The sequence below is a fragment of the Marichromatium gracile genome, from assembly GCF_004343155.1.
In the GTDB taxonomy this organism is placed as follows: Bacteria; Pseudomonadota; Gammaproteobacteria; order Chromatiales; family Chromatiaceae; genus Marichromatium; species Marichromatium gracile.
On the sequence record NZ_SMDC01000002.1, the window covers coordinates 15,624 to 37,930 of the forward strand.

Annotated in this window: 16 protein-coding genes; 7 read left to right on the forward strand and 9 right to left on the reverse strand. The window is 67.6% G+C overall.

Going from position 1 to position 22,307, the window contains the following annotated elements; all coding sequences use genetic code 11:
- Positions 1 to 56: 56 nt before the first annotated feature.
- From EDC29_RS03125 to EDC29_RS03160, 8 genes are all read right to left on the reverse strand, one after another.
- Positions 57 to 1,325 carry a type II secretion system F family protein gene (locus EDC29_RS03125; RefSeq protein ID WP_132228521.1) on the reverse strand — a complete coding sequence of 423 codons (1,269 nt, stop codon included), beginning with the start codon at positions 1,323 to 1,325 and terminating at the stop codon, positions 57 to 59.
- Positions 1,326 to 1,331: 6 nt separating this feature from the next.
- Positions 1,332 to 3,047: a type IV-A pilus assembly ATPase PilB gene (gene pilB / locus EDC29_RS03130; protein ID WP_123143059.1), complete on the reverse strand. Its 1,716-nt coding sequence runs from the start codon at positions 3,045 to 3,047 to the stop codon at positions 1,332 to 1,334.
- Positions 3,048 to 3,141: 94 nt separating this feature from the next.
- On the reverse strand, positions 3,142 to 3,996 hold the full coding sequence (locus EDC29_RS03135) for a LabA-like NYN domain-containing protein (RefSeq protein ID WP_123141166.1): 855 nt from the start codon (positions 3,994 to 3,996) through the stop codon (positions 3,142 to 3,144).
- A gap of 473 nt (positions 3,997 to 4,469) precedes the next feature.
- A complete protein-coding gene (acs, locus tag EDC29_RS03140; protein ID WP_123141165.1) occupies positions 4,470 to 6,416 on the reverse strand; it encodes an acetate--CoA ligase in 1,947 nt (648 codons plus the stop codon).
- Between the two features lie 250 nt (positions 6,417 to 6,666).
- Entirely contained in the window at positions 6,667 to 7,344 is a 678-nt protein-coding gene (locus tag EDC29_RS03145; protein WP_123141164.1) for a 3'-5' exonuclease, read from the reverse strand.
- Positions 7,345 to 7,353: 9 nt separating this feature from the next.
- A complete protein-coding gene (locus EDC29_RS03150) occupies positions 7,354 to 9,213 on the reverse strand; it encodes a DUF294 nucleotidyltransferase-like domain-containing protein (protein ID WP_123141163.1) in 1,860 nt (619 codons plus the stop codon).
- Positions 9,214 to 9,390: 177 nt separating this feature from the next.
- Positions 9,391 to 11,196: a sodium:solute symporter family protein gene (locus tag EDC29_RS03155; protein ID WP_123143060.1), complete on the reverse strand. Its 1,806-nt coding sequence runs from the start codon at positions 11,194 to 11,196 to the stop codon at positions 9,391 to 9,393.
- Between the two features lie 12 nt (positions 11,197 to 11,208).
- Positions 11,209 to 11,466, reverse strand: a complete 258-nt coding sequence (locus tag EDC29_RS03160) for a DUF4212 domain-containing protein (RefSeq protein WP_123141161.1) — start codon at positions 11,464 to 11,466, stop codon at positions 11,209 to 11,211.
- A 543-nt stretch (positions 11,467 to 12,009) separates the two neighbouring features.
- Between EDC29_RS03160 and thrC the strand changes: the two genes are divergently transcribed.
- Both thrC and EDC29_RS03170 read left to right on the forward strand, forming a co-directional pair.
- Complete coding sequence (gene thrC, locus EDC29_RS03165; RefSeq protein ID WP_123141160.1) at positions 12,010 to 13,410, forward strand: threonine synthase; 1,401 nt, start codon at positions 12,010 to 12,012, stop codon at positions 13,408 to 13,410.
- The gene (locus EDC29_RS03170; protein WP_123141159.1) at positions 13,407 to 14,981 is read left to right on the forward strand and encodes an alpha-isopropylmalate synthase regulatory domain-containing protein; all 1,575 of its coding nucleotides are present in this window, start codon (positions 13,407 to 13,409) and stop codon (positions 14,979 to 14,981) included. Before thrC ends, EDC29_RS03170 begins: the two co-directional genes overlap by 4 nt.
- Here EDC29_RS03170 and EDC29_RS03175 read toward each other — a convergent pair.
- A complete protein-coding gene (locus tag EDC29_RS03175) occupies positions 14,938 to 17,571 on the reverse strand; it encodes a DUF2339 domain-containing protein (protein ID WP_132228523.1) in 2,634 nt (877 codons plus the stop codon). The genes EDC29_RS03170 and EDC29_RS03175 overlap by 44 nt on opposite strands.
- A gap of 334 nt (positions 17,572 to 17,905) precedes the next feature.
- Here EDC29_RS03175 and EDC29_RS03180 point away from each other — a divergent pair, with 334 nt between their 5' ends.
- The 5 genes from EDC29_RS03180 to EDC29_RS03200 all read left to right on the forward strand — a co-directional run bounded on the left by EDC29_RS03180 (position 17,906) and on the right by EDC29_RS03200 (position 22,292).
- A complete protein-coding gene (locus EDC29_RS03180) occupies positions 17,906 to 18,289 on the forward strand; it encodes a DUF6394 family protein (protein ID WP_062277143.1) in 384 nt (127 codons plus the stop codon).
- Between the two features lie 33 nt (positions 18,290 to 18,322).
- Positions 18,323 to 20,038, forward strand: a complete 1,716-nt coding sequence (locus tag EDC29_RS03185; RefSeq protein ID WP_123141157.1) for a potassium channel family protein — start codon at positions 18,323 to 18,325, stop codon at positions 20,036 to 20,038.
- A 144-nt stretch (positions 20,039 to 20,182) separates the two neighbouring features.
- Positions 20,183 to 20,743 carry a hemerythrin domain-containing protein gene (locus tag EDC29_RS03190; RefSeq protein WP_123141156.1) on the forward strand — a complete coding sequence of 187 codons (561 nt, stop codon included), beginning with the start codon at positions 20,183 to 20,185 and terminating at the stop codon, positions 20,741 to 20,743.
- Positions 20,743 to 21,843, forward strand: coding sequence for a ferrochelatase (gene hemH, locus EDC29_RS03195; protein ID WP_132228525.1), 1,101 nt, complete (start codon positions 20,743 to 20,745; stop codon positions 21,841 to 21,843). The genes EDC29_RS03190 and hemH overlap by 1 nt, the downstream gene beginning before the upstream one ends.
- A gap of 14 nt (positions 21,844 to 21,857) precedes the next feature.
- Positions 21,858 to 22,292 (forward strand): gamma-butyrobetaine hydroxylase family protein, encoded by a 435-nt coding sequence (locus tag EDC29_RS03200; protein WP_123141154.1) that lies wholly within the window; start codon positions 21,858 to 21,860, stop codon positions 22,290 to 22,292.
- Positions 22,293 to 22,307 lie beyond the last annotated feature (15 nt).

Sequence of the window (22,307 nt, forward strand, 5' to 3'; positions counted from 1 at the left end):
GTCGAGTCCTTGCTGGGGCGGGTCGGGAGAGGCGACGCCGGGGCGTCGCCACGGGATCAGACGACGGAGGCGAGCTTGAAGATCGGCAGGTACATGGCCACCACCAGGCTGCCGACCAGGCCGCCGATGATCACCATGATCATGGGTTCGAGCAGGCTGCTGAGGCTGTCGACGGCGTTGTCGACCTGCTCCTCGTAGAAGTCGGCGACCTTGCCGAGCATGGTGTCGAGCGCGCCCGACTCCTCGCCGATCGAGGTCATTTGGATCACCATGTGGGGGAAGAGGTCGCGCTGACGCATCGCCAGCTGCAGCGACTGACCGGTGGCGACCTCCTCGCGCATCTTCAGCACCGCGTCCTGGTAGACGATGTTGCCGGTGGCCCCGGAGACCGACTCGAGTGCGTCGACCAGCGGCACGCCGGCGGCGAACATGGTCGAGAGGGTACGGGCGAAGCGGGCCAGCGCGGCCTTGTTGAGGATCGGGCCGATCACCGGGATGCGCAGCACCAGTCGGTCGATCCCCTCGCGCAGCCCGCGGCTGCGCTTATAGAGCGCGGCGAAGCCGTAGCCGGCGCCGCCGAGGCCGAGGAACACCGCCCACCACCACTGCTGCAACAGGTCGGAGAGGCTGATCACCAGCAGGGTGAAGGCCGGCAGATCGGCGCCGAAGCTCGAGAACAGGTCCTTGAACTGAGGGATGACGAACAGCAGGATCACCACGGTGACGATCACCGCCACGGCGATCACCGCCGCAGGATAGAACATCGCCTTCTTGATCTTGCCCTTGATCGATTCGGTCTTCTCCTTGTAGATGGCGATCTTGTCGAGCAGCACGTCGAGCACGCCGGCCTGCTCGCCGGCGGCGACCAGGTTGCACACCAGATCGTCGAAATAGAGCGGATGCTTGCCGAGCGCCAGGGCCATCGCGGTGCCGCTCTCGATGTCTTGCTTGATCGCCAGGATCATGTCCTGCATCGAGGGGTTGTCGTGACCGCGACCGACGATGTCGAAGGCCTGCACCAGGGGCACGCCCGCGGCCATCATGGTGGCGAGCTGGCGGGTGAACACGGCGATGTCGGCGGTGGTGATCTTCTTCTTGCGGGCGCCGAGCAGCGGCTGGGGCTTCTTGCGCACCTTGGTCGGGTTGACGCCCTGACGGCGCAGCTCGGCGCGCACCAGGTTCATCGTCGCCGCGCGGCTCTCGCCCTTGATGCGGGCGCCCTTGCGGTCGACCCCCTCCCAGAGGAAGACGCTGGCCTTGTCCTTGTCCTTGTCCTTGGCCTTGTTCTGGGGGGGCTTGGGTTTCTGTTTCGCTGCCAGCGCCATGGGTGCTTACTCTTTGGTGACGCGGTTGAGTTCTTCGAGGCTGGTGAGACCGTTCTTGACCTTGCGCAGCCCCGATTTGCGCAGATCGGCGACGCCCTCGCGCCGCGCCTGGTCGGCGAGCTGCATCGAGTTGCCGCCCTCGAGGATCAGCCGGCTGATCTCCTCGGAGATGGGCATCACCTGGAAGATGCCAACGCGCCCCTTGTAGCCCTTGGTGCAGCGCTCGCAGCCGACCGGCTTGTAGATGGTCAGCCCGGCCTCGACCTCCTCGTCGCTGAAGCCCTCGGCGCGCAACGCCTCGGGCGGCAACTCGTGCGGCTCGCGACAGTGCAGACAGAGCCGGCGCGCCAGTCGCTGGGCCATGATCAACAGCACCGAGGAGGCGATGTTGAATGGCGCCACACCCATGTTGGCCAGACGGGTGAGGGTCTGGGGGGCGTCGTTGGTGTGCAGGGTGGAGAGCACCAGATGGCCGGTCTGGGCGGCCTTGACGGCGATCTCGGCGGTCTCGAGGTCGCGGATCTCGCCGACCATGACGATGTCCGGGTCCTGGCGCAGGAAGGCCCGCAGCGCCGCGGCGAAGGTCAGCCCGGTCTTGGGATTCATGTTGACCTGGTTGATGCCAGGCACCTGGATCTCGACCGGATCCTCGACGGTGGAGATGTTGATATCCGGCTCATTGAGGATGTTGAGCGCGGTGTAGAGCGAGACGGTCTTGCCCGAACCGGTCGGGCCGGTGACCAGGATCATGCCGTAGGGTTTCTTGATCGCCTTGAGGAAGGTGTCGCGCTGCTCGGGTTCGAAGCCGAGCGCATCGATGCCGACCTGTGCCGAGGAGGAGTCGAGGATACGCAGCACCACCTTCTCGCCGTAGAGGGTGGGCAGGGTGTTGACGCGAAAGTCGATGTCGCGCGAGCGACTGAGCTTGAGCTTGATGCGCCCGTCCTGGGGAATGCGCCGCTCGGCGATGTTCATCCGCGACATCACCTTGAGTCGGGCGATCAGGCGGTTGGCGATGGTCTGCGGCGGGTTGGCCACCTCCTGGAGCAGGCCGTCCTGGCGGAAGCGCACACGGAAGAACTTCTCGTAGGGCTCGAAATGGATGTCCGAGGCCCCGGCGGTGATGGCGTCGACCAGGATCTTGTTGACGTAGCGCACGATCGGCGCCTCGTCGATATTGGCCTCGCTGCCGTCGTCGCGCTCCTCGTCCTCGTCCGGGGCGATCTCGAGCTTTTCCAGGTCGGCGTCCATGATCTCGCTCATGGTCGTGTCCTGGGCCTCGATCGCGCTGTCGATCGCCGCCTGGAGCTTGTCCTCCTCGACCAGCACCGCGTCGGTGGCCAGCCCGGTGTTGAAGCGGATCTCTTCGAGCGCCTGGTCGTTGGTGGGGTCGGAGACGGCGAGGAACAGCCGGTTGCCGCGCCGCAACAGCGGCAGTGCGTGGTGTTTGCGGATCAGTCGCTCGTCGACCAGATTGGTCGGCAGCTCGGAGACCTCGACCGAGCCGAGGTCGAGCAGGGGGACGCCGAACTCGTGTGCCGCCGCAACCGCGATCGCCCGGCTCGAGAGCAGCCCCTGGCCGACCAGGTGGCCGACGAAGGTCCGCCGCTGACGGATCGCCTCTTCCTGGGCGTCGGTCGCCTGTTGCTCGCTGAGCAGCTCGTCCCTGACCAGACGCAAGGCCAGTCCCGAGAGCTTGACGTTGGCGGCATCTAGCGACATGGGATCGAGGCTCCGATGGGATGGTGGCACCGTCGCCCGCGCGTGCTCGGACGGTGCGGCGAACGAGGCTGGTGGCGGGCGGGAGGGCGCGGGATCACTTGTTCTTGTGGTCCTGGTTGACCTTGTAAGCGTCCCTGATGTTGGTTGCGATCAGGCCGTCTTTCTGCTCGCTCGGCTGGAGGTAGAACTCGAACACGAAATCCCGACTCATCAGGTGTCTGTCCTCGATCCCGTGATCGACCTCGCTCTTGTGGAAGAACACCGAGCTATAGGGGGATTGTGGGTTGCGGGTGTCGGTGACCCACAGATCGGCGGAGATCCGGTTGAGTACCCGCATGAAACCGTAGCCCTTGTCCTTCAGCCAGTTGACGCAGACGCCGCGCACGCACGAGCCGGCCTCGCCCCACTGATTGTCCTTCTCGTAGTGGATCGGCAGCAGGTCGGGGATGGTAAAGCCTGAGTAGAAGGCGTCGACCTGTTGCTGCAGCTCCTCCGAGATGTGCTTGAAGCCGATCAGCTCGACCCGGCACCCCTGGTTCTGCAGTGCCCGCACCAGCGGGAGGAAGTCGCCGTCTCCGGTGACCAGCAGGATGTGGTCGAGTCGCTCGGCCTGCAGCATGGCATCGACAGCCAGGTCGAGATCGGCATCGGCCTTGCTGTTGGTGATGTTGCCGTCTTCGTCGCGATAGTGACGCACGTGCTTGAGGTTGACCTTGTAGCCGAACTCCCGGATCAGCTGATGGTACTCATGACACTTGCGCTTGTAGTCCTCGTCACCATCCTTGTCCGCGCGCTCGATATCATAGGCGATATAGGTGTTGAGGCGCTGCAGTCTCCCTCCTTCGCGCGCGGCAAACCGTCTCAGCACATCGTAGCGCATCTGGTAGCCGCCGTTGTAGCGGATGTTTTCCGCGTCGATGAAGACACCGACCCTGGGTTGTGGGCTCATGTTGGATGGTTTGCTCGTTGTCTCGACCAACTGTTTGAATGGTCTCAGGTGTGAGTGCTGAGTCCCTTCGTGGACGCCGGGCACGGCGCTTGGGTGCATCCGTGAAGTCGCCCTGCAAAGCGGCGAGGGTATGGTGGACGACCCGCTGCGGTGAGAGGCCGCTGGAGGCCTGTGACCGTGATGCCGGGTGAGGGCGCGGCTGGTTCGGGACGGCAAGACGCCATCCGCCCCCGAGTCACCTCCGCGGGCTCGGGGATGCTTCCAGGGTGCCTGGCACCCGGGTGCATCGGGTCACAGCGCAGGGGCTGGGGTCGTGCCCCGAGGGGCGGTCGTCCAACTGGGCAGACGGACCGATGGTGTGGTGTTTGCTCGAATGAATCAAGACGGCGTCCGGCAATCGTGTTCCCGGACGCCGCCCCGAACGCGCCCGGTGCTCCCGGGCGCGGCGCGTCCATGCGCCTCGGCGGCGGTCCTCAGCGGTTGAGTCGGCCGTCGATGAGCTCGTTGACCACGGTCGGGTCGGCGAGCGTCGAGGTATCGCCCAGCGAGTCGATCTCGTTGGCGGCGATCTTGCGCAGGATGCGGCGCATGATCTTGCCCGAGCGGGTCTTCGGCAGACTCGGCGCCCACTGGATGAGGTCGACGATGGCGATCGGGCCGATCTCGCCGCGCACCAGCGACACCAGCTCCTTCTTCAGCGCATCGGTCGGCTCGACCCCGGCCATCGGGGTGACATAGGCATAGATGCCCTGACCCTTGACCTCGTGGGGGTAGCCGACCACCGCGGCCTCGGCCACGTGCGGGTGCAGCACCAGTGCCGACTCGATCTCGGCGGTGCCGAGACGGTGGCCGGAGACGTTGAGCACGTCGTCGATACGTCCGGTGATCCAGTAGTAGCCATCGGCGTCGCGGCGTGCGCCGTCACCCGAGAAGTAGTACCCCGGGTACTGCTTGAAGTAGGTGTCGATGAAGCGCTGGTGATCGCCGTAGACGGTACGCATCTGCCCCGGCCAGGGACGGGTGATGACCAGCGCGCCCTCGCCCTCGCCCTCGATCGGGGTGCCCTCGGCGGGATCGACCAGCGCCGGCACCACGCCGAAGAAGGGACGGGTGGCCGAGCCCGGCTTGAGCGCGGTGGCGCCCGGCAGCGGGGTGATCAGATGACCCCCGGTCTCGGTCTGCCACCAGGTGTCGACGATCGGGCAACGCTCCTCGCCGACGATGTGGTAGTACCACTCCCAGGCCTCGGGGTTGATCGGTTCGCCGACCGAGCCGAGGATGCGCAGCGACTTGCGCGAGGTCTGCTTGACCGGCTCCTCGCCGGCGCGCATCAGCGAGCGGATCGCCGTGGGCGCGGTATAGAAGCTGTTGACCTGGTGCTTGTCGACGACCTGCCAGAAGCGCGACATGTCGGGGTAGTTGGGGATGCCCTCGAACATCAGCGAGGTGGCGCCGTTGGCCAGCGGACCATAGACGATGTAGGTGTGACCGGTGACCCAGCCGACGTCGGCGGTGCACCAGTAGACCTCGCCCTCCTGGTAGTCGAAGGTGTACTTGTGGGTCATCGCGGCATAGACCAGATAGCCGCCGGTGGTGTGCAGCACGCCCTTGGGCTTGCCGGTCGACCCTGAGGTATAGAGGATGAACAGCGGGTCCTCGGCGTCCATCTCGGTCGGCTCGCAGGTCGGCGCGGCCGCGGCGATGGCCTCGTGGTACCAGATGTCGCGACCCTCGACCCATTCGACCTCGCCGCCGGTGCGTCGCACCACCACCACGGTGTCGACGTTGGGGCACTCCTGCAGCGCGGTGTCGGCATTGCGCTTGAGCGGGATGTGGCGGCCGCCGCGCACGCTCTCGTCGGAGGTGATCACCACCTTGCACTCGGAGTCGAGCACGCGGTCGCGCAGCGAGTCGGGCGAGAAGCCGCCGAAGACGATCGAGTGCACGGCGCCGATGCGCGCGCAGGCGAGCATCGCCACCGCCGCCTCGGGGATCATCGGCAGATAGATGCACACCCGATCGCCCTTCTCGACGCCGCGCGCCTTGAGCGCGTTGCCGAGCCGCGAGACCTCTTCGTGCAGCTCACGATAGGTGATGCTGCGATCCTCGTTGGGGTCGTCGCCCTCCCAGATGATGGCGACCTGATCGCCACGGGTGTCGAGATGGCGGTCGAGGCAGTTGTAGGTGACGTTGAGCTTGCCGCCCTTGAACCATTCGACGTGCAGGTCGTCGGCCTGGTAGCTGTAGTCGAGGACGCTGTCCCACTTCTTGAACCAGGTGACGAACTGCTCGGCGTGCTCGCCCCAGAAACCCTCGGGGTCATCGACGGAACGTCGATACATCGCCTCGTAGGTGGCAGCGTCGATGTGGGCGTTGGCGGCAGTCTCCGCCGGCACTGGATAGACCTTTTGCTCCGACATGGATGTCGTCTCCTCTTATCGTGGTCTCTTCTTGTAGGGTGATTCGGTGCCGGCGAACTGCTTGAAGCAGCGTCGATACCGTGAGGCCGGCGTCTTGTTGTGGGCACATGGTAAACGGTCACACCTGAGGCATCTAGCCATTCGCTGGGGCGCGTCTGTCATGTGCTCCAGCGCGGATGACGATCGTGGACCCTTGCGCGATGTCATGTTCCTTTCGTGTTCTCTGCCTCGCCACTGTCTCGTCCCGGACTCAGCACAGAAAGGTGCCGAGCGCCACCCCCTTGCCGTCGTCGCGGTAGGCAGCCTGGGCGAGGAACAGCTCGGCGGCGGCGAGCGCGTCGCCGAGCGCGTCGTGGGCGCCGTGACGGGGCAGGTTGTAGCGGTCGCAGAGCGCGTAGAGACGCAGGTCCGAGCCGCGAAAGGGGATCTGGCGACGCTCGAAGGTGCGATGCGCCAGCACCTGAGTATCGACCACCGGGGTCAGCAGCCCCTGGCGCCACAGTCGTCTGCAGGCGCTCGACAGGAAGCCGAGCTCGATGCTGGCGTGGTGCGCGATCAGCACCCGTCCGGCGAGCGCCGCGAGCAGCTCGGCGAGGACCGGCTCGAGCTCGCCGCCGCAGGCCGCCTGATCGTCGGTGATCTGATGGATCACCGCGCTGGCCTCGGGGATCGCGCCGCCGACGCGCACCAGATGACGGCGCGCGGTGGCGAGGTCGATGGCCGCGCCGCGTACCACCACATGGCCGACGCTGAGGATCTGGTCGTTGCGCGGATCGAGTCCGGTGGTCTCGAGGTCCACCGCGAGATACTCGACCTCGCGCCAGTCGGTGCGTGGGCGTGGCGTCGGCTGGGCGAGGTGCTCGCGCAGCGGCCCCTGGGGCGCGCGGCGCAGTCGCCAGCGCCGGCGCCATTCGATCAGTCCTGGCATCCGGCGTCCTCAGGTGAAGCGGCCCGCCTGATGGCGTTGTCCGAGTGACTCCTGCATGGTGTTGATCAGCAGGAAGGCGTCCTTGAGATGACCGCGTTCGAGCGGCGAGAGCTCGTCGGGCGAGAGGAAGTTGTCGGCCTTGGTGCCGTTGCGCAGTTGATGGGCCTGGTGGCGCATGCGCAGGGTGGCGATGAACTCCGAGGCATCGACCAGATTGGCCGCGCCGTCGCGGCTCAGCGCGCCGCACTCGGCCGCCGCGCGTAGTCGCTCGCGGGTGTTGGTCTCGGCGAGTCCGGCCGAGAGCGCATAGACCCGCGCCAGATCGATGATCGGCACGGTGCCGCGATGCTTGATGTCGAAGGTATGGTCGTGGTCGCCGCCGTGGATCAGCACGATGTTACGGAAGAAACCGAGCGGCGGGCGGTACTTGAGTGCGTTGGCGGCCATGTAGGCGATGAAGATGCGGTTGGCGCGGGTGCGCTCGAGCATGCGCTGCTGCAGCGGCTCGAACAGGCCCGCCGGGTCGTGCAGCGGGCGCAGGTCGAAGAACACGCTGGCGAGCATCAGCGCCAGCGGCTCGGGTTTGACGATCCAGGTGGCGAAATAGTCGTGCCAGACCCGCAGTGGTTGGCGCCACTTGGGGTTGGAGGCCATCACGTCGCCCGGGCAGTAGATGAAGCCGCAGGCGTGCAGACCGTCGTTGACGAAGCGGGCGAGTGCGGCGAAGTAGGCGTCGTGCTCGGGGCCGGCCTCGTCGGCGAGCAGCAGGGCATTGTCCTGATCGGAGTGCGAGGACTGCTCGCGCCTGGCCTGGGAGCCGCCGACCATCCAGCAGTAGGGGACCGGCGGCGCGCCGAGTTCGGCCTCGGCCAGCTTTAGGAGGCGCCGGGTGATGGCGTCGGTGATGGTGCTGATCGCCTGCCCGGTCTGGTTGGCGGTGGCCCCGGCGGTGACCAGGTGGACCTGCAACTCGGGGATGCGCGAGCCGATCTCCACCAGGGTCTCGAGGGACTCGGCGCGATGGATGTCGCCGACCAGATAGACGGCGTTGGCGCTCTGGAAGCGGGTCAGGTCGGTGCTCGAGACCAGTCCCATCACCCGCCCGCGCTCGATCACCGGGAGGTGATGGACGTTGAGCCGGGTCATGGTCAGCAGTGCCTCGAAGCCCAGGGTGTCGGGTTCGATGCTGTGCAGTCGCTCGGTCATGATCTCGCGCACCGGTCGCTCGCTCGACAGCCCGGCGGCGAGACAGCGACTGCGCAGGTCGCGATCGGTGATCATCCCCGCCAGGTGCTCGCCCTCCATGATCAGCAGCGAGGAGACGCGGTGCTCGGACATGATCCCCGCCGCCTCGCGGATGCTGGTCTCCGGGCCGGTGCTGATCGGTGCGCGGTTGATCATGCTGCGCACCCGCACCGTCATCAGTCCGGTGCCCGCCGGCGGGGTGTCGCACACTACGTCGAGGGCCTTGCGCAGGCGGTTGGAGATCGACTGCTCGAAGTGTTCGGCGAAGCCGGCATGGCGCTCGCGCAACGCCTGTAGTTCACCGCAGGGCAGGGCGTAGACCAGGGTGTCCTCGACGGCGGTGGCGCGGTAGTGATCGCCGTCGTCGCGACAGCGCAGGTCGTACAGATCGCCCTCGGCGAGCTTGCCGATCAGTTCGTCATCGTCGTTGCGCAGCTCGATCGCGCCGCGTCGCAGGATATAGAGCCGGGGGCTGTCCTCGTCTTCCGGCGGAAAGGCGCTGTCACGACGGAAATAGCGTACCTGGAGGCGGCGCGGAAGCTGTACCAGCGCCTCCTCGGGCAGCTGGTCGAAGGGCGGCCGGCCGGCGAGGAATTCCTGGATCTCGATCAGTTCGATGTCCATGGTCGATGTCCCGTGCCCGTGATCTGAGTGGCTCGGCCGGGTGGTTGGCGGCGTGCGCCGGCCCGGCGTTGTCGGTGTCCGTGCTGGGCCGCCCTGTCGCAGGATGCCGCGACAGGGCGAAAAAGCCCCGCCGAAGCGGGGCTTGAGTCAACGCTCAGGGATTGAGCGCGGCGTCCATCAATGGCCGCCGGCCTCGCCGGCGCCACGCGGGATGCGCACGTCCTCGACGAGGTGCTGGATGTGCTCCGGCGGCGGTGCCGTGAGCTTGGCGACGATGATGGCCACGGTGAAGTTGACCACCGCGCCGACCGCGCCGAAGGCGTTGGGCGAGATCCCGAAGAACCAGTCCTGACCCATGCCCATCTCGGGCATCAGGAAGGAGGTCCCGGGGACGAAGAAGATGCCCTTGTGCTGGAACACGTAGAGCAGGGTCACGGTGATACCGGCGATCATGCCTGCGACCGCCCCGGCCTTGTTCATCCGGGTGGCGAAGATCCCCATCATCAGCGCCGGGAACAGGGAGGAGGCGGCGAGCCCGAAGGCGATGGCCACGGTACCGGCGGCGAAGCCCGGCGGATTGAGGCCGAGATAGCCGGCGACCATGATCGCCACCAGCATCGACACGCGTCCGGCCATCAGCTCGTTCTTCTCCGAGATCTTCGGCATCATCACGCCCTTGAGCAGGTCGTGGGAGATCGCCGAGGAGATCGCCAGCAGCAGTCCCGCTGCGGTTGAGAGCGCCGCGGCCAGACCACCGGCGACCACCAGTGCGATCACCCAGGCCGGCAGGCCGGCGATCTCGGGGTTGGCGAGCACCATGATGTCGCGGTCGACCTTGACCATCTCGTTGCCGGCCCAGCCGTAGGACTCGGCCTCGGCGGCGAACTCGGGGTCGGCGTCGTTGTAGTACTGGATGCGACCGTCGCCGTTCTTGTCCTCGAACTGCAGCAGGCCGGTCTCCTCCCACTTCTTGAACCACTCGGGACGCTCGTCATAGAGCAGGTTGCCCTCGACGCTGCCGATCGGACCGATCTGGATGGTGTCCATCAGGTTGAGTCGCGCCATGGCGCCGACGGCCGGGGCGGTGGTGTAGAGCAGGGCGATGAAGACCAGCGCCCAGCCGGCCGAATAGCGCGCGTCACGCACCTTGGGCACGGTGAAGAAGCGGATGATGACGTGCGGCAGACCGGCGGTGCCGATCATCAGCGACAGGGTGTAGGCGAACATGTTCAGGGAGTTGCCCATGGTCTGGGTGGTGTACTCCTTGAACCCGAGGTCGGTGACCACCTGATCGAGCTTGTCGAGCAGCGACATGCCGGTGGCGACACCGTTCTGAATGTATTCGCTGCCGAGCCCCAGCTGGGGCAGCGGGTTGCCGGTGAGATTGAGCGAGATGAACACCGCCGGCACGGTGTAGGCGAAGATCATTACCACATACTGGGCGATCTGGGTATAGGTAATACCCTTCATGCCGCCGAGCACGGCGTAGATGGCGACGATGCCCATACCGATATAGAGACCGGTGTCGTAGGGCACCTCGAGGAAACGCGAGAAGGCCACGCCGATCCCCTTCATCTGGCCGATGACATAGGTGATCGAGGCGAGGATCAGACAGATGACCGCGACGATGCGCGCCGACTGCGAGTAGTAACGATCACCGATGAACTCGGGCACGGTGAACTTGCCGAACTTGCGCAGATAGGGTGCGAGCAGCAGCGCCAGCAGCACATAGCCGCCGGTCCAGCCCATCAGGAAGACGGATGCGCCATAGCCGTTGAAGGCGATCAGCCCGGCCATGGAGATGAAGGATGCCGCCGACATCCAGTCGGCGCCGGTGGCCATGCCGTTGGCAACCGGGTGAACGCCGCCGCCGGCGACGTAGAACTCGCCGGTGCTACCGGCGCGGGCCCAGATGGCGATGCCGATGTACAACGCAAAGGTCGCGCCGACAACGCCGTAGGTCCACATATCAAGAGGCGTCATGATCTGTGCTCCTTACTCTTCGCCGACGTCGAACTTCTTGTCGAGCCTGTTCATGTTCGCCGCATAGACGAAGATCAGTACCACGAAGGTATAGATCGAGCCTTGCTGGGCGAACCAGAAGCCGAGCTTGTAGCCCCCAAGGGAAATGGCATTCAGGGGTTCGACGAGGATGATCCCGAACCCATACGAGACCACGAACCAGATGGTCAGCAGTACCGCCAGCAGGCGTAGATTCGCCCGCCAGTAATCTGCCCGTTTTTCAGGTGTCATTTCGATGTCACTCCGTAATCGACAAGTGGATTGCGTAATTGCTCGGGGTGACGGGGCGTTGACCGGCAGCCGCGCGCAAGCACGGGCCCGATGGTCAGACCGCGACAGATGCCCCCTCATTCTCTTTCTTCTAGTGTGTGTGTGCCGTATCTGTCAGTTCAGGCGCACGCTTTGCATTGTCTGGTTGCCTTTGCCGCAATGTCAACGATTCGAAGTGACATCGGATTCAATGGTGATCATTGTGACGCGGGTGCAGCATTCATCACGGCACGCTGGTGATCGTGGCCGAGACCACGCCACGGTTGCCAAGCGTGGCCAGGTTTTTTACTCTCAACCATTTCCCCGGCGTTCGCTGGGAGCAGGGGACGGACTGCACCGCGCCCGCTCCTCCGAGCACGCTCCGGGCACGCCGCCTCGCCACCACCGGGGTGTCTGCCCGTCTCGTCCATCGTCTCCCGACGCCTGCACGGAGCGCACGTCCGAGGCCGCGCGCGGGTGCCGGCGCCCGCTCGTCTACAGCAACCAGTCAATACAGAGAACGAGATGCACTACTTGAGTACCCGCGGGGGTGTCACCTCCATCGGTTTCGCCGACGCGGTCACCATGGGCCTGGCCACCGACGGTGGTCTGCTGGTCCCGGCCGAGTTGCCCCGGGTCGATGCCGCGACCCTGCGTGCCTGGTCGCAGTTGAGCTTTCAGGAACTCGCCCTCGAGGTGTTCACCCCCTTCGTCGGCGATGAGATCCCGCGCGAGGACCTGCGCGCGCTGATCGATCGCTCCTATGCCGGTTTCTCCCACCCCGAGGTCACCCCGGTGGTCGAGGCCGGCGGGGCGCGCATCCTCGAGCTCTTCCATGGCCCCACCGCCGCGTTCAAGGACGTGGCGCTGCAGTTTCTCGGCAATCTCTTCGAATACCTGCTGGCGCGTGACGGCGGTGAGCTCAACATCGTCGGCGCCACCTCGGGCGATACCGGCTCGGCGGCGATCTACGGGGTGCGCGGCAAGGCGCGCATCCGGGTCTTCATCCTCCACCCCAAGGGCCGGGTGTCGCCGATCCAAGCGCGCCAGATGACCACGGTGCTCGACGACAACGTGCACAACATCGCCGTCGAGGGGACCTTTGACGACGCCCAGCGCATCGTCAAGACGCTGTTCAGCGACCTGCCGTTCAAGCGCAGCCACCACCTCGGCGCGGTCAACTCGATCAACTGGGCGCGGATCCTCGCCCAGATGGTCTACTACTTCTACGCCTGGGGTCGGGTCAGCGGCGGCGATCCCGAGCGCGCGGTCAGCTTCTCCGTGCCCACCGGCAACTTCGGCGACGTCTTCGCCGGCTATCTCGCCCGCCGCATGGGGCTGCCGGTGCGCCGGCTGGTGATCGCCACCAACCGCAACGACATCCTCACCCGCTTCGTCGACAGCGGGGTCTACGCCGCCGAGTCGCAGGTCCACCGCACCCTCAGCCCGGCGATGGACATCCAGCTCGCCTCCAACTTCGAGCGCTATCTCTACTTCCTCCACGACGGCGACTGCGCACGGGTGCGCGCGCTGTTCGAGGGGCTGCGTGAGCACGGTCGCATCGAACTCGACGCCGAGCGCCACGCGCGGGTGCGCGCCGACTTCGACGCCCGCGCCGCGAGCGACGCCGAGACCCTGGAGCAGATCCGCGCCAGCTACGAGTGCGACGGCTATATCTGCTGCCCGCACACCGCCGTCGGCCTCCATGCCGCGCGTGGCATGGACGACGCCATCTGCCTGGCCACCGCGCATCCGGCCAAGTTCAACGAGGCCGTCGAGCAGGCGATCGGCCAGGGCGCGCCACTGCCGCCGTCGCTGCAGGGGTTGATGGAGCGCGAGCAGCGCTGTGTCGAGCTGCCGGCCACGGTCGAGGCGATCAAGGCCGAGATCGAGCGCACCCTCGCCGCCACGGGGGCGGGTGCATGAGCGAGTCGGCCGAACGCTATGTCCAGATCATGGACACCACCCTGCGCGACGGGGAACAGACCCAGGGGGTGTCCTTCTCGCCGGCGGAGAAGCTCAATCTCGCCAAGACCCTGCTCGAACAGGTGCGGGTCGATCGCATCGAGGTCGCCTCGGCGCGGGTCTCCAGCGGCGAGGCCGACGCGGTGCGTCAGATCCTCGGCTGGGCCGAGGGGCGCGGACTCGCCGAGCGGGTCGAGGTCCTCGGCTTCGTCGACCAGGGGCGCAGCATCGACTGGATCCGTGATGCCGGCGGACGGGTGCTCAACCTGCTGACCAAGGGCAGCGAGCGTCACTGTCACGGCCAGCTCGGCAAGACCCTGGAGCAGCACGTCGGTGATGTGCGCGCCTGTGTCGCCCGCGCCCAGGAGGCGGGGCTTGCCGTCAACCTCTATCTCGAGGACTGGTCGAACGGCTATCGCGACACCCCGGACTATGTCTATCGCTTCGTCGAGCAGCTCGCCGACAGCGGGGTGGGGCACTTCATGCTGCCCGACACCCTCGGGGTGATGACCCCGGAGCAGGTCGAGGCGGCGATCGCCGACATGGTCGCGCGCTTCCCCCGGCTGTGCTTCGACTTCCACCCCCACAACGACTACGGCCTGGCCACCGCCAACGTGCTCGCCGCCGCGCGCGCCGGGGTGAGCGCGCTGCACTGCACCGTCAACTGTCTCGGCGAGCGCGCCGGTAATGCCTCGTTGGCCGAGGTCGCGGTCAACCTGCGCGATCAGCTCGGCTATCGCACCGGCATCGACGAGACCCATCTCGCCCGCGCCAGCGAGCTGGTCGAGTACTTCTCGGGCAAGCGCATCGCCGACAACGCGCCGATCGTCGGCGCCGACGTCTTCACCCAGACCGCCGGCATCCATGCCGACGGCGATCGCAAGGGCAGTCTCTACCACTCGCGGCTCTCGCCCGAGCGCTTTGCCCGGCGACGCAAGTACGCGCTCGGCAAGCTCGCCGGCAAGGCCTCGCTGGCGAAGAACCTCGAACGACTCGACATCGAGCTCTCCGAGGAGCAGCAGCAGACGGTGTTGCGCCGTATCATCGAGCTCGGCGACTCGAAGAAGACCATCACCACCGAGGATCTGCCCTTCATCATCGCCGAGGTGCTGGAGAGCAAGGATTACGACCATGCCGAGCTGCTCGCCTGCTCGGTGGCCTCGACCATGGACCTGGAGTCGACCGCGAGCATCAAGGTCCGTATCGAGTGCGACGTCTATAACGCCGTGGGCAGCGGCAACGGTGGCTTCGACGCCTTCATGAGCGCGCTCGCGCGGGTGGTGAAGAAGCGCGGCCTGACCCTGCCGCGGCTGACCGACTACGAGGTGCGCATCCCCAAGGGCGGGCGCACCGATGCCCTCACCGAGTGCAGCATCGTCTGGCAGACCGACCTGGGCGAGCTACGCACCCGCGGGGTACATGCCAACCAGGTGTTCGCCTCGATCGCAGCGACGCTGCGCATGCTCAACATCGTCATCCACCGCGCACTCAAGCAGGCGGCGGCTGCCGAGTCCGCGACGACGGGCGACTGAGCCCTGTCTCGTCGGCTGTCGTCGCGCGCGGCGGCAGCGGCGTCAGCCAGCCGATCCCCATCATCAGCCCGCCGACGGCGAGGAAGGAGACGATGCGCTCCACCCCGCCGCGCGCGGCCAGATCGATCGCAAACAGCTTCACCACCGCCAGCGTCAGCACCGCCGCCGCGCCGAACCAGAGCGCGCGCGAGCGCCAGCGCCGCGCCCCCAGCAACAGCACCACCGCGCACAGCCCCCAGCTCACCGACAGCACCATCTGCGTCGGTGCCGAGTCGAGCAGCGCCGCCACCCGGTAGTCCACCCCCCAGGCATGGTGCAGCGCGCGCAGCAGCACCAGATTGAGCCAGCCGAAGCCGAGCACCCCGAACAGCGCGGTGACGGCCCGCCGGCCCGGCGCGCCGGGGGCGATCAGCCCGTGCGTCTCGAGCGCGTGCCACCAGCGCCACAGCGCGACGAGCACCAGCGCGGTGACGAGATCGAGCGGGTTGACGAGCGGCAGCCGAGGCCAGGGCGCGCTACCGCCGGCGATCCCGACTGACCAGACCGACCAGATCATCAGCCCGAGCGCGAGCGGCACGCCGAGCGCGCCGACATGGACCCGCGCCCAGGTCAGCGGCCAGGGTCGCGCCCGCGTGGCCAGCAGTAGCGCCACGGCCGGGAGCAGCGCCAGCGCCGCGGCGTGCCAGCCGGGGGCTGGCTGGTGCGCGACCAGCGCCCACCACAGCCAGCCCCAGTCGAGCACCAGCAGGGTCGTCAGCCCCTGGGCGAACAGGCCCCAGCCGATTCGCGGGGCGAGTGCGCGGCGCTCGACCCGCCACAGCAGCAGATAGCCGAGGCCGACGAAGGCCGGCCAGGCGAGCGCGCCGCCGGCGCCGAACGGTTGCTCCAGCCGCTCGGCGCTGGCCGCCAGCGCGACCAGCCCGAGCAGCGGCAGCCCGCCGAGCAGGGCGTCGAGTCGCGCCCAGCGCAGCCGGGTGGCGGCGAGTTCGGCGAGCAGCGCGCCGAGCAGGGTATAGCCGATGAGTCGCGCCGGCAGCACCGCGCCGGGGTCGAGACGCCACAGCTCGGCGCTCCCGGCGCCGAGCCACCACAGCGCCCCCCAGCCGAGCAGCCAGGGCGCCAGGGCGCGGCACCAGGGGCGGGCGCGCTCGAACCAGTAGGCGCTCACCAGCCCGGCGAGGGCGATCGTCAGCGCGCCGAGCACCTCGGCGCCGAGGAAGGGGCGCGGGTCGGCGGCGGTCTCGGCGAAGGGCAGCGTCAGTGCCGCGCCGAGCTGGAGCAACAGCGCGAAGACCAACACCCGCGTCTGCTCCTGACGGGCGCCGATCCAGGCCATGGCCGCGCCCTCGAGCGCCCAGAAACCGGCGGTGAGTTCGGCCTCGAGGGCGAAGGCCGGGGTCAGCGACAGCAGGATCACCGCGAGCGCGAGGAAGGTCTGGGCGAGCAGCGTCGTGGCTGGATGTCCGTCGCGTCGCAGCCAACCGGCGAGGACGAGATAGAACAGCCCCATCGCCAGGGTCGAGTAGGCCTCGCCCCAGGGCAGGTGGGCGACCAGCGCGAGCTGGCAGGCAAGGGTCAGCAGCGGGGTGCCGAACACCAGGGTGGCGTCGACCGGGGGGGCGGAGCCCGGCGGTCGGTGCCGGGCGTGGAGCACCGCCACGGCGACATAGACGAGGAAGAAGTAGATCAGGAAGGGCTCGACCCGATGGAACAGTGCCGGCTCGTAGCGCAGCACGCCCCAGACGATGCCGATGACGAAGGTGAAGGCGAAGCCGAGCAGGTTGAGCGCGCGCCAGCCGCGCGCCCAGGCCAGCGCCAGCACCAGGGTGTCGAGCAGGGCGTAGTAACCGAACAGCACCACCGGGTCGCCGCCGCCGTCGGCGCTGATCAGTGGCGCGAGGAAGCCGCCGATCAGGCCGAACCAGGCGAGGCTGCGCGCCTCCTGGGTGAGCGCCAGGGCGAGACAGACGAGCGCGATCAGTGCCAGCAGCGCGAAGGCGGCCACGGGCCCGAGCAGCCCGGCAAGCACATGGGCGCCGTGGACGTCGAGATAGAGGATGCCGATGGCTGCGCCCTGGAGCAGCAGTCCGTAGTCGCGATTGCGCGCGCACATCCGCCAGCCGAGCCCGAGCAGCCCCAACGCGGCCAGCGCGATGGCGCCGAGACGCAGCTCCAGCGACAGCCGCAGCCACTGCTGGTCGACCGCATACTTGATCAGGAAGCCGGTGCCGACGAACACCAACAGGATGCCGATGCGCACCAGCGGATTGGCACCGAGCAGGCGCTCGCGCAGGCGCCAGGGGGCGCGTGGGGCAGGCGTCGGGCAGGGCGGGGTTGGCGGCGGGGCGGGCAGGTCGAGCGACAGCGGCTCGGAGTCGGGGGCTTGCGCCGGTTCCGGCTGGGGCTCTGCGGGCGACGGGGTCGCACGCCCCAGCTGCTCGCGCAGCATCCGCTCGAGCAACTGCTGGCGGGCGAGCACGAAACCGAACAGTGCGCCGATCAGCGGCGCGGCGAGCCCGTCGAGCCCGGCCTCCGCCAGCCACAGCCCGCCGGCGAGACCGACCAGGGTCAGGATCAGGGTCAGGGCCATGCCGGGTTCCTCGTACCGCCGTGTATGCCGACACGTTAGCCCGGCGCTCGGAGCGGGGCAATCGGGGCGGCAGCTATCAGCCACCAGCTATCAGCCACCAGCTACCAGCTACCAGCTACCAGCCACCAGCCACCAGTCGTCAGCCGTTGCCGCCAGTCGCCAGCTGTCAGTGGACGCTTGTGCTCAACGACGGTGGTCAAGGACTGTCCGCCCTTTCACTGGCGGCTGGCGGCTGGCGACTGGTAGCTACCCGCCGGCAAACTGCTATGATGCGCCGGCGGTCTGGCCGCCATCGTGTTCGCGCCCGCTCGGGCCCCTTGTTGCGGAGAGACGGATGAATCCGGAAAAGGTCGTCTTCGGCTTCTTCATCGTGCTCGCCCTGACGCTGAACTTCGGGTTCTTCGTCGGCGAGATCGACAATCCCGACCATCATCACGCCTGGGAGCTGTTCGCGGTGATCGTGGTCAACCTCGTTGCCACCGTGCTCAAGTTCGGCGACCGCACCCAGCTCGGCGCGGTGCTGCTCGCCACCAGTCTGGTGGCGATCCTGCAGCTCGTCGCCGCGGCGCTGGTGTGGACGGCGGTGGTGCACGTCGGTGAGGGCGGCATGACCCCCTCGGCGATGGCCAGCATCGTCTCGCTCGCCGGCGGGGCGATGATCGCCAACGTGGTCTCGGTGGTGCTGTTGCTGATCGAGACGGTGATGCTGCGCCGCTGAGCGGTGCGGCGCCGCGACCGGGGGAGCCGTCGCATGGATACCATCGTCTTTCTCGTCTTCCGGCGGATGCGCGCGCCGCTGCTGTCGCTGATCCTGGTCTATGCGGTGGCGATGGCCGGGCTGGCGTTGATCCCGGCGCAGGACGCCGCCGGCGAGCCGGCGACGATGAGCCTGTTCCATGCCTTCTATTTCGTCAGCTACATGTCGACCACCATCGGTTTCGGCGAGCTGCCCAATACCTTCACCGATGCCCAGCGGCTGTGGGTCTCGGGTTGCGTGTTCGCCACCGTGGCGGTGTGGATCTATGCCATCGGCACCCTGATCGCGCTGCTGCAGGACGCGACCTTTCAGCGCGCGATCCGCGAGCGCCGCTTTCGCGCCCGGGTGCGCGGGCTGTGCACCCCCTTCTATCTGGTCTGCGGCTATGGCCAGACCGGCAGCGCCCTGGTGCGGGGGCTAACCGATCGTCATCTGCATGCGGTGGTGGTCGATATCGATCCCGAGCGCATCAATCTGCTCCAGCTCGAGAACCAGCGCGAATACGTCCCCGCGTTCTGCGCCGACGCGCGCAGTCCGGCGCACCTCGAGGCGGCCGGGCTCAGGCATCCGCTGTGTCAGGGGGTGGTGGCGCTGACCAATGTCAACGAGACCAACCTCAAGATCGCCATCGCCGCCAAGCTGATGCACCCCGAGGTGACGGTGATCTGTCGCGCCGACTCGCACGAGGTCGAGGCCAACATGGCCTCCTTCGGCACCGACCACATCTACGACCCCTTCGATACCTTCGCGCTCTACATGGCCACCGCCATCCAGGCGCCCTGTCTCACCCTGCTGTTCGACTGGCTCTCGGGCTTCGGCGGCGAACGGCTCAAGGAGCCGCTGTTCCCGCCGACTCGGGGGCGCTGGGTGATCTGTGGCTATGGTCGCTTCGGCAAGGCGATGTACAAGCATCTCAAGGAGCAGGGGATGGAGGTGCAGGTGATCGAGGCGCTGCCACACAAGACCGGGATCCCCGAGGAGGGTGTGGTGCAGGGCCGCGGCACCGAGGCGGTGACCCTGGAGCAGGCCGGGATCCGTCGTGCCGTGGGGTTGGTGGCGGGCACCGATCACGACGCCGACAACCTCTCGATCGTGATGACCGCGCTGATGCTCAACCGCGGGCTGTTCGTGATCGCGCGCGAGAACCAGCACCACAACCATCAGTTGTTCGCCCGGGTCGGTGCCCATGCGATCATGCACCCCAGTCTGATCGTCGCCAATCGCATCGGTATCCGGTTGGTCAACCCGCTGCTCTCCGACTTCGCCACCCTGGCACGGCTCGAGGACGAGCCCTGGGCCTGCGAGCTGGTGAGCCGGGTGCTGGGGTTGGTCGGGGAGTGCGCCCCGCACGTCTGGGAGATCGTCCTCGAACCCGGGCGCGCCTTCGCCGTGTGTGACGCGATTGCGCGCGGCGAGCCGCCGACCCTGGAGATCCTGTTGCGCGACCCGCAGGCGCGCGACGAACGCCTGCCGGTGATCCCCCTGCTGCTGGCGCGCGACGGCGCCCGGTGGTTGCTCCCGGGGCCGGAGACCGAACTCGAGGCCGGCGACCGGCTGCTCTGCTGCGGTCGCGAGTGGGCGAGCAGGCGCATGGGTTGGACGCTGCAGAACCTGCATGCGCTCGACTATGTGTGTGGTCGCGAGAGCTGGCGCGAAGGGCCGGTCTGGCAGTTGCTGGCCCCATTGCTGCGGCGCGCCCGCGATCATTGACCGCCGCGCCGGGAACCCCGACCGATGCCGCTCGTCTGATGCTGGACGAGAGCCCGGGGACGGATCGCGCGTGCCTTGGCTCGGCTGGAGATGATGGCATACTGGATCGATTGAGACGATTGCCACCGACTAGGAGAAAGGCCTATGCACCCGGTGATGACCCGACTGGGCCAGGACCATGCCCGTCTCGTCAAGCTGCTCGACCTGTTCGAGACCCTGCTCGACCGCTTCCACGCGGGTGAGGAGCCCGACTACGACCTGATGTCCGAGATGCTCGAGTACATGGACGGCTATGCCGATACCGTCCATCACCCGACCGAGGACATCATCTTTCGTCGAGTCCTCGACAAGGGCGCCGGGCAGCACGAGGTGTTCGACGTGCTGATGCGTCAGCACGCGAGCCTCAGCCAGATCAACAAGCGCTTCCGTCAGTCGCTCGACGGCATCCTCAACGAGGAGGTGCTGTTGCGCGAGGACGTCGAGGCCAATGGTCGCGAGCTGGTCGCGACCATGCGCGCACACCTCTCGCTCGAGGATCGCGAGGCCTTCCCGATCGCCCTCGAGGTGCTCGACGAGGCCGACTGGGACGCGGTGGCGGCCGAGGCGCCCTCCGCCGAGGATCCGCTGTTCGGCGCCCCCGATCCCGAGCGCTTCCAGGCACTCTACCGACTCCTTTCCGAACAGGCCCAGTCCGAGACCCCTTGATGAAGTTCGTCGATACCCCCGCTTACCGCCATGACACCCCCGAGTCGCTCGGGGTGCTGCTGATCAACCTGGGCACGCCCGACAGCACCAGCGTGCCGGACGTGCGCCGCTATCTCGCCGAGTTCCTCTCCGATCCGCGGGTGGTGGAGATGTCGCGCGCGCTGTGGCTGCCGTTGCTCCACGGCATCATCCTGCGCACCCGCCCGGCGCGCTCGGCGCGTGCCTATGAGTCGGTGTGGACCGAGGACGGTTCGCCGCTGCTGGCGATCTCGCGGCGGCAGCGCGACGGCATCGCCGAGCGGCTGGGCGCGCGGCTCGGGGGGCCGGTCAAGGTTGCGCTGGGGATGCGTTACGGCAACCCCTCGGTGGCCTCGGCGCTGGCCGAGCTGCGCGCGGCCAATGCCCGACGCATCCTGGTGCTCCCGCTCTATCCGCAGTACTCGGCCACCACCACCGGCTCGGCCTTCGACGCCGTCACCGCCGAGCTGCGGCGCTGGCGCTGGCTGCCGGAGCTGCGCTTCATCAACCAGTACCACGACGATCCGGCCTATATCGATGCCCTGGTCGCCAGTATCCGCGCGTACTGGGCCGAGCACGGCGAGCCCGAGCGGCTGCTGTTCTCCTTCCACGGCATCCCCAAGGACTACTTCGACAAGGGCGACCCCTATCACTGTCTGTGTCGCAAGAGCGCGCGGCTGGTGATCGAGTCGCTGGGGCTGGCGGAGGATCGTTGGGGGATGTCGTTCCAGTCGCGTCTCGGTTCGAGCGAGTGGCTCCAGCCCTATACCGAGACCACCCTCAAGGAATGGGGCGCGGCCGGGGTGAAGTCGGTCCACGTGCTCTCGCCCGGGTTCTCCGCCGACTGCTTGGAGACCATCGAGGAGATCGACGAGGAGAACCGCGAGTACTTCCTCGAGGCCGGCGGCGAGCACTACGGCTACATCCCCTGTCTCAACGACGCCCCGGCGCATCTCGATCTGCTCACCGAGCTGATCCTGCGCCACTGCGCCGGCTGGCCCGGGCTCGACGCCCCGGCCCAGGATGCCGAGGCGCTCGCCGAGCGTCTGGCCCGCGCCCGCGCGCTCGGCGCCGAGTACTGACCGCGGAGGTCCCCATGGACGACGCCCATCCACTGCCCACCGAGATCCGCCTGCACCAGCGCTCGCGGGTGCTGGAGCTGGCCTTCGACGACGGGGCGCGCTTCCGGCTGCCGTGCGAGTACCTGCGGGTCTACTCGCCCTCGGCCGAGGTGCGCGGTCACTCCCCGGCGAGCGCCAAGCTGCAGCTCGGCAAGGAGCGGGTGAACATCACCGCGATCGAGCAGATCGGCGCCTATGCGCTCAAGATCCGCTATGACGACGGTCACGACTCCGGGCTCTACGACTGGGGTTATCTCCATCGCCTCGGTCGCGCCTGGCAGCCGCTGTGGCAGGACTATCTCAAGCAGCTGGAGGAGGCCGGCGCGCACCGTGAGGGTCCCGACCCCTTCGAACAATTGCAGGCGCGCGGCGAGGTACCGGCAGAGACGGCGGCGACGGCGCGCGACTGACACCCGGGAGCGGGC

What these genes read in the sequence shown, in the direction of transcription:
- EDC29_RS03155 (WP_123143060.1), bottom strand. Translation starts at nt 11,196, where the DNA reads ATGACGCCTCTTGATATGTGGACCTACGGCGTTGTCGGCGCGACCTTT.
- EDC29_RS03170 (WP_123141159.1), top strand. Translation starts at nt 13,407, where the DNA reads ATGAGCGAGTCGGCCGAACGCTATGTCCAGATCATGGACACCACCCTG.
- thrC (WP_123141160.1), top strand. Translation starts at nt 12,010, where the DNA reads ATGCACTACTTGAGTACCCGCGGGGGTGTCACCTCCATCGGTTTCGCC.
- acs (WP_123141165.1), bottom strand. Translation starts at nt 6,416, where the DNA reads ATGTCGGAGCAAAAGGTCTATCCAGTGCCGGCGGAGACTGCCGCCAAC.
- EDC29_RS03150 (WP_123141163.1), bottom strand. Translation starts at nt 9,213, where the DNA reads ATGGACATCGAACTGATCGAGATCCAGGAATTCCTCGCCGGCCGGCCG.
- EDC29_RS03160 (WP_123141161.1), bottom strand. Translation starts at nt 11,466, where the DNA reads ATGACACCTGAAAAACGGGCAGATTACTGGCGGGCGAATCTACGCCTG.
- EDC29_RS03180 (WP_062277143.1), top strand. Translation starts at nt 17,906, where the DNA reads ATGAATCCGGAAAAGGTCGTCTTCGGCTTCTTCATCGTGCTCGCCCTG.
- EDC29_RS03145 (WP_123141164.1), bottom strand. Translation starts at nt 7,344, where the DNA reads ATGCCAGGACTGATCGAATGGCGCCGGCGCTGGCGACTGCGCCGCGCG.
- EDC29_RS03135 (WP_123141166.1), bottom strand. Translation starts at nt 3,996, where the DNA reads ATGAGCCCACAACCCAGGGTCGGTGTCTTCATCGACGCGGAAAACATC.
- EDC29_RS03200 (WP_123141154.1), top strand. Translation starts at nt 21,858, where the DNA reads ATGGACGACGCCCATCCACTGCCCACCGAGATCCGCCTGCACCAGCGC.
- hemH (WP_132228525.1), top strand. Translation starts at nt 20,743, where the DNA reads ATGAAGTTCGTCGATACCCCCGCTTACCGCCATGACACCCCCGAGTCG.
- EDC29_RS03175 (WP_132228523.1), bottom strand. Translation starts at nt 17,571, where the DNA reads ATGGCCCTGACCCTGATCCTGACCCTGGTCGGTCTCGCCGGCGGGCTG.
- EDC29_RS03125 (WP_132228521.1), bottom strand. Translation starts at nt 1,325, where the DNA reads ATGGCGCTGGCAGCGAAACAGAAACCCAAGCCCCCCCAGAACAAGGCC.
- pilB (WP_123143059.1), bottom strand. Translation starts at nt 3,047, where the DNA reads ATGTCGCTAGATGCCGCCAACGTCAAGCTCTCGGGACTGGCCTTGCGT.
- EDC29_RS03185 (WP_123141157.1), top strand. Translation starts at nt 18,323, where the DNA reads ATGGATACCATCGTCTTTCTCGTCTTCCGGCGGATGCGCGCGCCGCTG.
- EDC29_RS03190 (WP_123141156.1), top strand. Translation starts at nt 20,183, where the DNA reads ATGCACCCGGTGATGACCCGACTGGGCCAGGACCATGCCCGTCTCGTC.